The sequence below is a fragment of the Roseovarius sp. genome, assembly GCF_018066915.1.
GTDB lineage: Bacteria > Pseudomonadota > Alphaproteobacteria > Rhodobacterales > Rhodobacteraceae > Roseovarius.
Window position 1 is genome coordinate 17,232 of record NZ_JAGPVV010000200.1, and the last position, 9,801, is coordinate 27,032.

The following is a 9,801-nucleotide window of genomic DNA, read 5'->3' on the forward strand; positions in this document are numbered from 1 at the left end:
TGATCTCTGGAGGATGCGCGATGAACACCCCGAAACTTGACCAGAAAACTGGCATCACGCGGCGCGGGGCGCTGGCCGGTGGCGTTGCCGCGGCAACCCTGCCGCTCTGGGCGCGCTATAGCCATGCGCAGACCGCTTCCCCCATCAAGATCGGCTTTCAGGTGCATCGCACCGGCATCGGGGCCGCCTATGGCCGCTGGTATGACCGCACCACGCAAGCGGCGGTCAAGCTGATCAACGAAGGCGGCGGCATCAATGGCCGCATGGTCGAGATCGTGGCCGAGGATGATGGCACCGACCCCAAGCGCGGGGCCGAAGTGGTCGAGAAATTCGCCAATCAACATGGCTGCGATATCGGCTTTGGCACGCTCTTCAGCCATGTCGTCATCGGCTCTGCGCCGCGCGCTGGCGAGTTGAAGCTGCCGTATTTCGTGGTCTCCGAGGGGCATCACGTGGCCTCTGGCATGCTCAACCGCTACACGCTGCAACCGGGCATCACCGATGTGAAGAGTCAGGTTCAGGCGATGGCCCCCTATGTGGCCGCGAACCTAGGCAAGAAGGTCACGATGGTGTTCCCGGATTTCGCATTCGGCCACGATCACCGCGATTTCTTTACCCAAGCGATCGAGGCGCAGGGCGGCGAGGTGCTGGCGCATATCGCGATCCCGCCGTCCGAGACATCCTTTACCAAGTACTTCCCCAAGATCCCGCGCGATACCGAGGTGCTCTATCACGTCATGGTCGGGCCTGCCGTGCTGACATTCGTCAAGGAACTGGGTGAGTTCTTTGGCGGGCAGGGTCCGGCGCTCTTTGGCTTTATCGACAGTCTGGAAGCGGTGGCGATTGACAGCCCCGGTCTGGAATTCCTTGAAAACAGCTATTTCTGGGAAGGCATGTGCCGCGACCAGCAACCGGATCAAAGCGACCATGAGACCGCCTATCGCGCGGCGGTGGGTGTCAATGAACACGGCGCATCGGTCAGTGACCCGCGCGACGTGTCCACCTATGCGCATATGTTCGGCTGCTGGGAAACGCTGCATGTGATCAAGGCGGGGATGGAGGCGGCGGGCTATACCGGGCCACAGGACCGTGCCGCGCTGATCGAGGCGGTCGAGGCAATGACCACCCTGCCCGAGAGCCTTGCGCATCCGCAGGGTGACAAGATTTTCAACGGCAAGACGCATCAGGTCTTTGGCCATCAGAATATCAGCCAGGTGCAGGGCGGAAAACTGGTGCGCGTGCATCGCACCTCGATCGAGGATACGCTCTATCCCGACGAGGTGGATTACACGGCGCAGCCGCTCTGAGGCGGGTTTGACAAGCGGGGCAATAACGTGAAGCGGCGACTTGTTCTTTTAGGTCTGGCAGCGTCGGTTCTGGCGGGGTGCGGCGCGCCGCCCCCGCCCCCCGATGCCGAGGATGTGACGCGGCTCGCGGCGGCGATCCGTGGGCTTGGGCCGCAGGTAGACCCGGAAGAGGCGGCGCGCGCCGCGCGCATCTCCTATGAACACAGCCACCGCCTTGCGCTGGAATACGAGATCACCGATCCGCCCATCGTGCATAACACCAAGGTCAACATGGGGCTGAAACCGCGCGGCCTCTGCTGGCATTGGGCGCGGGATATGGAGGACCGGCTCAAGCTCGAGAATTTCCAGACGCTCGATCTGCACCGGGCTGTGGCCAATGCCGACAACGCCTTTCGACTGGAACACAGCACCGCGATCATCAGCGCCAAGGGCGACGGTTTCCGCGAGGGGATCGTTCTTGACCCTTGGCGCAAGGGCGGGCGGCTGACTTGGGCGCCGGTGGCCTGGGACAAGGACTATAACTGGGAGCCGCGCAACGAGGTGGTCGCCCGCGCGCTCGAGCGCAAGCATGGGCAGATCGTGACCCTGACCGAAGATGACCGTATCCTGATGGGCGGGCTGGAGTTTGCCGCGCAATGACGTGGCCCCCCGCATGGAGCTAGGATGGAGCTAGGCCCCTATCTGGTTCTGGCCACGCTCGAGGGCGCGGTCACGGCGGCGGTGCTGGCGCTTACCGCCGTAGGGCTCAGCCTTGTGTTTGGCGTGATGCGGGTGGTCAATATCGCGCATGGCGAGTTTTTCATGCTGGGCGCGGTGCTGGCGTGGTGGATCGCGCAGAGTATGGTGGGGCATCCCGCCATCGGCTTTGCATTGGCGTTGGTAGCGGCACCGCTGATCGTGGGCGCGCTCGCGGTGGCCGCCGATATGACAATCCTCAAGCGGCTGGAATATGACCCTGAACGCACCATCGTCGCCACAATCGGGCTGCTCTATATCATCCAGCAGGTGACGCTGATGGGCTATGGCCCGGATGCGCGCCCTGTTGAGGCGCCGTTCAACACGCGGATTGCAATTCCTTGGTTTGAACATGGGGTCGAGGGCTGGCAAATGATCTGGCCTTGGGGGCTGGGCACGACATCCTACAAGCTGGCGGTGATCGGCGCGGCGGTGGTGCTGCTCTGCGCGGTCTGGGTGTTGATGACGCGCACGCGCATTGGCCTTGTGATGCGGGCGACGCAGGCGGACTGCGAGATGGCGCTGGCCTTTGGCATCCCGGTCGAACGGGTCTATGCCGGGGTGTTTGGTCTGGGCGCGGCGCTGGCGGCGCTGGCGGGTGTGCTGATCGTGCCCATTCAACAGGCGCATTACCTGATGGGCGCGGACCCGCTCTTGCTGTCGTTTATCGTGGTGATCATCGGGGGGCTCGGTAGCCTGCCGGGCACAGTGCTGGCGGCGGTGCTGATTGGCCTCAGCGACGGGATCATCTCGGTCTTTTTCTCGCCCACGCTGGCCAAGATCCTAGCGACGCTTCTTGTGGGGCTGGTGCTGGTGTTTCGGCCACAGGGGCTATTCGGGGCGCGGGGCGCATGAGGATTTATGCCTTGCATGTCGGGCTCTTGGCCCTGCTTCTGGCGCTGCATTTCGTGCTTCCCGCCTATCACCACGGCAATCTGGCGCGGGTTATGGTACTGGCGAGTTACGCGATGGGCTATAACCTCATGTTCGGCTATACCGGGCTGCTCAGTCTGGGCCATGCGCTGTTTTTCGCGGCGGGCATGTATGGGATGGGCCTCGGCGTGCAGCATCTGGGGCTGAGTGCGGCCCCGGCGCTGATCCTCGGGTTGGGGGCGGGGGCGCTGGTGTCGGGCGTGCTGGCGGCGCTGGCGCTGCGCACGGCGGGCGTGGCCTTTATGATCGTGACGCTGATGTTCGCGCAGGCGGGGTATCTAACGGTGCTCTATTTCGGGGCGCTGACGCGGGGCGACGAAGGCTTTGTAATCCAGCAGGCGGACCGGATGCTCTGGGGCATCGACCTGAGCCTTGAGGGCAACCGCTATCTGGCGGCGCTTACGCTCTTTGGGACGTGCCTGATGCTCTGCCTCTGGCTGGTGCGCGCGCCCTTTGGCCGGGTGCTGGTGGCGATCCGCGAGAATGAGGAACGGGTGCGCATGCTGGGCTATGACGTGTTCGCCCATAAATTCGCGGTCATGGTGATGTCGGGCACGATGGCGGCGGCGGCGGGGGCCGCTTACGGTTTGCTCTTTGGCTATGTCGGCGCGAGTTTTGCCTCGGTGCAATATTCGATCTTTCCGCTTTTGTGGGTGCTTTTGGGCGGGGCGGGCACGGTGCTGGGGCCATTCATTGGCACGCTTTTCATGTTCTATCTGATTGATCTGAGTTCCGGCGTGACCACCGCCTATATGCTGATTGCCGGCGTGGCGTTGGTGTTACTGACGCTATTCGCGCCGCAAGGGTTGATGGGCGAAGTGCGGCGGCGGGTCTGGCGGGGGCTGCCGTGATGCTGCTGTCGACGCGGGGCCTCTCCAAGAATTTCGCCGGGTTGCGCGCAGTCGAAGACGTGGATTTCGACCTGCCCAAAGGCGAGATTCGCGCGCTGATCGGCCCCAATGGCGCGGGCAAGACTACGCTGGTGGGCATGATTTCCGGGCGCATCGCCCCGACTGCGGGGCGGGTGAGCTTTGATGGGCAGGACATCACCGCCCTGCCCGCGCACCAGCGGATGCGGCTGGGCATGGCCTATACGTTTCAGATCACCTCGGTCTTTGGCCGACTCCCTGTGCGGGAAAACGTGGCGCTGGCCGCGCGGCGGCATCTGCGCGGCACGGCAGTCGAGGCGGCGGTCGAGAGTGCACTGGCGCGGGTCGGGCTGAGCGACCGCGCGAGCCAAGAGGCGGGCGATCTGGCCTATGGGCATCAACGCCTCTTGGAGATTGCGATGGGCCTTGCCCAATCCCCGCGCCTCTTGATTCTGGACGAGCCGACGCAGGGGCTGGCCGAGGGCGAGATTGACAGCTTTCTGCACCTGATCCGCGAGGTGGCTCAGGAGGCGACGATCCTGCTCATCGAGCATAACATGCGCGTGGTGATGGATCTGGCGCACCGGATCACCGTTCTCAACTTTGGTCAGGTTCTGGCCGAGGGCACGCCTGCGGAAATCCACGCCAACCCGGCGGTGCAGGCGGCGTATCTGGGAGGTCTGCCCGATGCTGCGACTGGATAGGGTCAGCGCGGGCTATGGCCGCGCGCAGGTGCTCCGCGATCTGAGCCTCGAGGTGCGGCCAGGCGAAATCCTCTGCCTTTTGGGGCGCAATGGCGCGGGCAAGAGCACGACGATGCGCGCGATCATGGGGCTTGTGCCGCTCATGTCCGGGGCGGTCTGGTTGGGCGAGCGTTGCCTCAGCGCGCTGCCCGCCCATGAGGTGCCGCGCGCCGGTGTGGGCTATGTGCCGCAAGGGCGCAGGCTCTTTACCGACCTGACGGTGGCGCAGAACCTCGAAATCGGCCTCATGGCGCGGCAGAGCGGGCCAGAGGTGCGCGAGGAAGTGCTCACACGCTTTCCCCGCTTGCGCGAACGGCTGGGACAAAAGGCGCAGACCCTCTCGGGCGGGGAACAGCAGATGCTCGCCATGGCGCGCGCGCTCTGCCTGCGGCCTCAGGTTCTGTTGCTTGATGAGCCGACCGAAGGCTTGCAACCCTCGATGATCGCGGCCATTCGCACGGTGATTGTCGGGCTGCGCGATGCAGGCGTTGCCGTGCTCTTGGTCGAGCAACGGGTCGATGCCGTGCTCGATGTGGCCGACCGGGTGGCGTTTCTCGAGAATGGCACAGGCGGGGCGGTGATGACTGCCCAAGCGCTGCGCGCCGACCGCAGCCTCGTGGATCGCTACGTTGGGGTTTAGAACGGTTTGCGTGGTGGCGTGAAGGAACCCCTGTGACGAACACGGACGCGCCGCGCAAAGGACTGTCGGCAGGACAGCAGGCGGGACTCTTTGGAAACCGTCTGACGAAACCGGAATGGTCCAAAGTCTGTTGCGACGCGATGTTCTCGCCCACCGCGGCGATGCGTTGGAGTGATCCCGGACCAAAATTGCCCAAGGTCATGAAACCTCCGCAGGGCTGTCTCGGAGGTCGCAAAGGCGCAACGCCACCGGGTCCGTCGGACGCGCAAAGAGCGATATCCTGAGGGGCAATGTTTCGGTATCTCCGTTGCACACGATCAGCGCCCCGCTCTGGATTTCGCGATACACGAGGCTCATCGGCAGCCATGCTTGCGCGAATCCCATCAAGACCATTTCCTTGATCCCGACGGTGAACGCGCTCTCGGCAAAGATTGTCCCCGTATGGCTGGAATAAGAGGTGCTTGCGCCTGCAAGCATTTCGGCAAAAAAGCTTCCGGGGGGATAGCGGATCATCGGCGTCTCTGGCGGAGCGATCCCCGTGGGACTTAGGGCAAAGCGCAGCGGACCACCAACCACAGGGACAAGCCGGTCCCGCCCCCAAGTCGCACGGACAATACTGTCGTCAAAGGGCATCGGGGCACCGCCATCGCGCTCGTAGCACATCAAGAGAGAGGCCTCGCCGCTCAGAAAAAGCGAGATGCAGTCATTATGGTTCCCGGCCCTGAGGCGAAAATCGACACCTTGGTGCTCTGCGCGCGCACCGGCTGCGAAATCGGGAAAGATCGACACGATCAGCGAATGCTGCGCCGCGACGGTCACGGTCGATCTGCCGGGGTCATATCCGGCGATCCGCTGGCGAAATGCCCGGATATGACCGGCCAAGGCCTGAAGCTCGGTTGTGTTTTCGGACAGTGCCGGTTCGATGTCCACGCGATTGGCCGCGCGTTTGACAACCGGACGCCCAAGCCAGTGCTCAAAGCTCTGAATCCGTCGTGAAAAGGCCGGTTGCGTGATGTTCCGGCGCTGCGCGGCACGGCTCATGTTACCTTCCTCCAGCAGCACGAGAACGTCGTCGAAGATACTCAGGTCCATTAACCCTCCTTTACTCATACTTTTGGTATGAGCAGCCCAAGAAAATAGCATTTTCCAATGGGATGAAAGGGGGTTTAGCCTTGGTTTGATATTGGGTGAGGGATTGATGGACGAAGCAGGTGTTTCCGCGACGGTTCAGCAACGCCAGTTGCGCGCTTGGCCTTCTGCTGCGCGCGGACAAAACTTGGCGTGTGCGCTTGCGGCCTTTCCAAGGGCGCGCCTTGGTCATTTCCCGACACCGCTGGACCCCATGGACCGGCTGGCCGAGCATTTGGGCGGCCCCCGGATCTGGGTCAAGCGCGACGATTGCACCGGCCTGTCGTCAGGCGGAAAGAAGACCCGCAAGCCCGAATTCCTGATGGCCGATGCGTTGGGACAGGGCGCAGATACGATCATCACCCAAGGGGCCACGCAATCCAACCACGCCCGCCAGACAGCGGCGGTCCCCTCGCACGCCGCACGGGCGCGTGCATCGGATGTGAAGCGGCTGTGCGTCGGGACGATGTCCGGGCCACCTGCGATGACGTGGGGGCGGGCGATGACAGTCCCACCCAAGGCATGATCCAGATCGTCCGGCTTTTGGCACAGATCGAGGGGCTGCTGTTCGATCCGGTCTATTCCGGCAAGGCGCGTGACAGGCGGATGTGCCGCGCTCTTGGGATACCCCGATGCGTTTGATCTACCGGCCTACCAGATAAATCAACCACCAACGAAAAAAGGGAGAACTTGACCATGGACTTCAAATTTGCGCGCCGCCTGCTTGCCATTGCGGCTGTGACGACGGGGCTCGGCCCAGCCGCGCTCTGGGCCCAAGATCTGACGGGAACGCTCGCCAAGATCAATGACAGCGGAGAAATCGTGATCGGCCACCGCGAAAGCTCGGTGCCATTTTCCTATCTGAATGATCAACAGCAGCCCGAGGGCTATTCCATCGACCTCTGCATGAAGGTGGTCGAAGAGGTTGAGAAAACGCTCGGCAAGGAGATCGAGGTCCGCTATGTGCCCGTCAATCCCAAGACGCGCATCGCCCTCATGGCGAATGGGACGATTGATCTGGAATGTGGCTCCACCACCAACAACCTGACGCGCCAGCAGCAGGTGGAATATCTGCCCGTGACCTTCGTGACCGGGACCAAAATCCTGACCCGCAAGGATTCAGGCATCACCTCGGTTGCCGACCTTGATGGCAAGGCCATTGCATTGGCCCAAGGCACAACCAACGAACGTGCCGTCATGGCGGCGGTCGACGCTCTGGGGCTTGATGTTAAGATCCTGCCGGTGCGCGATCACGCCGAAGGTATGCTCTCGCTCGAGACCGACCGGGTTGACGCCTATTCCACGGATCACATCCTGCTGCATGGTCTGATTGCCAAGTCGAAGACACCGGATGAGTTTGCCGTTGTCGGGGATTTCCTGTCCTTCGATCCCTATGCCCTGATGGTCCGGCGTGACGACAGCGCCTTTGAGCTTGTGGGCAAGACCGCCTTGGCCAACGTGTTCCGCTCCGGCGAAATCGACCAGATTTATGCAAAGTGGTTCGATCCGCTGGGCGTGCCTGCTGACCCGCTCCTGAAGGCTGCATTCCAGCTTGGTGCCCTGCCGGAATGACAGGCCCGCGGCCCGCGCGTGACAGGGCGGGCCGCACAAGATCGGGGGACCGGACACGATGAACTACAATTGGAACTGGAGTGTTCTCTGGGAGCCGGAATACCTTGGCTGGCTGCTGAGTGGTCTTGGCTGGACCGTGTCCGTTGCGCTCTGCGCCTGGGGGATCGCCATGGTCGTGGGCGCGCTGGTGGGCGTGGGCCGGACGCTGCCCAACAGACTGGTGAGCACGCTCTGCACCGCCTATGTCGAGCTCTTTCGGAACGTGCCGCTTTTGGTGCAGATGTTCATCTGGTATTTCGCCGTCCCTGAAATGCTGCCCGAGGACGCGGGGCGCTGGATGAAGCGCGAGATGCCGCAGCCGGAATTCGTCACCGCCGTTGTGGCCTTGGGCCTCTATACAGCCAGCCGTGTGGCTGAGCAGGTGCGCGCCGGGATCGAGGCGGTTCCGACCGGGCTCAAGTCGGCGGCGACCGCACAGGGCATGGGCGTGGCGCAGGTTTATCGCTACGTTCTCCTGCCGATTTCCTTTCGGCTGATCGTGCCCCCGATGACATCGGAATTCCTGACCGTCTTCAAGAATTCGTCGCTTGCCCTCACCATCGGCCTTCTGGAACTGACGGCGCAAAGCCAGCAGATCGCGGAATACACCTTTCAGAGTTTCGAGGCCTATACCGCCGCCACCGTCATCTATGTTCTGATCGCCCTCTGCGCCACGATCGTGATGACTGTCGTGGAACGCTACACGCGTATTCCGGGCTACGTCGGTAAGGGGAACTGAGATGGGCGATTTCGATTTTGGCGTCATCCTGAACAACCTTCCGTTCCTCTGGCAGGGGTTACAGCTCAGTCTGTGGCTCACGTTTCTCGCGGTTTTGGGCGGTATCGCTTTAGGCACGTTGCTGGCGCTCGCGCGGCTCTCGGGGATCAAGCCGCTGGCGTTTCTCGCTGCGGCCTATGTCAACCTGATCCGCTCGGTGCCTCTGATCCTTGTGATCTTCTGGTTCTACTTTCTTGTGCCGCTGGCCGTCGGTCAACCCATCGGCGGTTTCTATTCGGCGCTCATCGCCTTTGTGATGTTCGAGGCCGCCTATTATTCCGAGATCATGCGCGCCGGTATCCAGAGCGTCAGAACAGGTCAGGTTCACGCAGGTCAGGCCACGGGTCTCGGCTATTGGCAGGTCCAGCGCTACATCGTCTTGCCGCAGGCCTTTCGCAACATGATCCCAATTCTGGTAACGCAGGGCATCATCCTGTTTCAGGATACCTCTCTGGTCTTTGTCGTATCGCTGCGCGACCTGATGACCGCCTCCTCCATCGTGGCCCGGACCGAAGGCCGCCTCGTTGAAATGTATCTCTTTGCCGCGCTCGTCTACTTCGTGATCTGCTTTGCGGGTTCGTTGTTCGTGCGTCGGCTCCAAACGCGGATGACGACATGATCGAAATGCAAAACGTGAGCAAATGGTACGGGGACTTCAAGGTTCTTACCGATTGCACGACCAAGGTGGCGACAGGCGAGGTTGTGGTGGTCTGCGGGCCCTCGGGTTCGGGCAAGTCCACGCTCATCAAATGCGTGAACGGGCTAGAGCCGGTGCAGCAGGGGCGCATCACCGTCGACGGCGCCGAGGTGACAGGCAGGGGCGCAAAGCTGACCAAGCTGCGCGCCAAGATCGGAATGGTCTTTCAGCATTTCGAACTCTATCCCCACATGAGCGTGCGCGACAACTTGTGTCTGGCTCAGGAAAAGGTGCTGGGGCGAAGCCGCAAGGAAGCCGAGACCAGAGCCGAAACTCTGCTGACGCGCGTGGGCATGATCGACCACATCGCCAAATATCCGGGTCAATTGTCCGGCGGTCAGCAGCAGCGCGTGGCCATTG

11 protein-coding genes and 1 pseudogene are annotated in these 9,801 nt (G+C 62.4%); 11 read left to right on the forward strand and 1 reads right to left on the reverse strand.

What is annotated here, in order from left to right:
* Positions 1 to 20 precede the first annotated feature (20 nt).
* From KBT70_RS10930 to KBT70_RS10955, 6 genes are read left to right on the forward strand one after another with little or no spacing between them, the layout of a single operon-like run.
* Positions 21 to 1,307 (forward strand): ABC transporter substrate-binding protein, encoded by a 1,287-nt coding sequence (locus KBT70_RS10930; protein WP_296632818.1) that lies wholly within the window; start codon positions 21 to 23, stop codon positions 1,305 to 1,307.
* A gap of 27 nt (positions 1,308 to 1,334) precedes the next feature.
* On the forward strand, positions 1,335 to 1,946 hold the full coding sequence (locus KBT70_RS10935) for a hypothetical protein (protein ID WP_296632821.1): 612 nt from the start codon (positions 1,335 to 1,337) through the stop codon (positions 1,944 to 1,946).
* 24 nt (positions 1,947 to 1,970) lie between these two features.
* Complete coding sequence (locus KBT70_RS10940; protein ID WP_296632824.1) at positions 1,971 to 2,897, forward strand: branched-chain amino acid ABC transporter permease; 927 nt, start codon at positions 1,971 to 1,973, stop codon at positions 2,895 to 2,897.
* Positions 2,894 to 3,826 carry a branched-chain amino acid ABC transporter permease gene (locus tag KBT70_RS10945; protein ID WP_296632826.1) on the forward strand — a complete coding sequence of 311 codons (933 nt, stop codon included), beginning with the start codon at positions 2,894 to 2,896 and terminating at the stop codon, positions 3,824 to 3,826. Before KBT70_RS10940 ends, KBT70_RS10945 begins: the two co-directional genes overlap by 4 nt.
* Complete coding sequence (locus KBT70_RS10950; protein ID WP_296632830.1) at positions 3,826 to 4,548, forward strand: ABC transporter ATP-binding protein; 723 nt, start codon at positions 3,826 to 3,828, stop codon at positions 4,546 to 4,548. The genes KBT70_RS10945 and KBT70_RS10950 overlap by 1 nt, the downstream gene beginning before the upstream one ends.
* Entirely contained in the window at positions 4,532 to 5,227 is a 696-nt protein-coding gene (locus tag KBT70_RS10955) for an ABC transporter ATP-binding protein (RefSeq protein ID WP_296632833.1), read from the forward strand. Before KBT70_RS10950 ends, KBT70_RS10955 begins: the two co-directional genes overlap by 17 nt.
* A gap of 198 nt (positions 5,228 to 5,425) precedes the next feature.
* Here KBT70_RS10955 and KBT70_RS10960 read toward each other — a convergent pair whose 3' ends face one another.
* Complete coding sequence (locus KBT70_RS10960; RefSeq protein ID WP_296632836.1) at positions 5,426 to 6,319, reverse strand: LysR substrate-binding domain-containing protein; 894 nt, start codon at positions 6,317 to 6,319, stop codon at positions 5,426 to 5,428.
* A 106-nt stretch (positions 6,320 to 6,425) separates the two neighbouring features.
* Between KBT70_RS10960 and KBT70_RS10965 the strand changes: the two are divergent.
* From KBT70_RS10965 to KBT70_RS10985, 5 genes and pseudogenes are all read left to right on the forward strand, one after another.
* Positions 6,426 to 7,049 (forward strand): annotated as a pseudogene (locus tag KBT70_RS10965) (pyridoxal-phosphate dependent enzyme).
* A gap of 2 nt (positions 7,050 to 7,051) precedes the next feature.
* On the forward strand, positions 7,052 to 7,927 hold the full coding sequence (locus KBT70_RS10970) for an amino acid ABC transporter substrate-binding protein (RefSeq protein WP_296632839.1): 876 nt from the start codon (positions 7,052 to 7,054) through the stop codon (positions 7,925 to 7,927).
* A gap of 58 nt (positions 7,928 to 7,985) precedes the next feature.
* Entirely contained in the window at positions 7,986 to 8,705 is a 720-nt protein-coding gene (locus KBT70_RS10975) for an amino acid ABC transporter permease (protein ID WP_296632842.1), read from the forward strand.
* A 1-nt stretch (position 8,706) separates the two neighbouring features.
* On the forward strand, positions 8,707 to 9,363 hold the full coding sequence (locus tag KBT70_RS10980; protein ID WP_296632845.1) for an amino acid ABC transporter permease: 657 nt from the start codon (positions 8,707 to 8,709) through the stop codon (positions 9,361 to 9,363).
* A partial coding sequence (locus tag KBT70_RS10985; protein ID WP_296632848.1) for an ATP-binding cassette domain-containing protein occupies positions 9,360 to 9,801 on the forward strand: 442 nt, incomplete at its 3' end. The genes KBT70_RS10980 and KBT70_RS10985, both read left to right, overlap by 4 nt.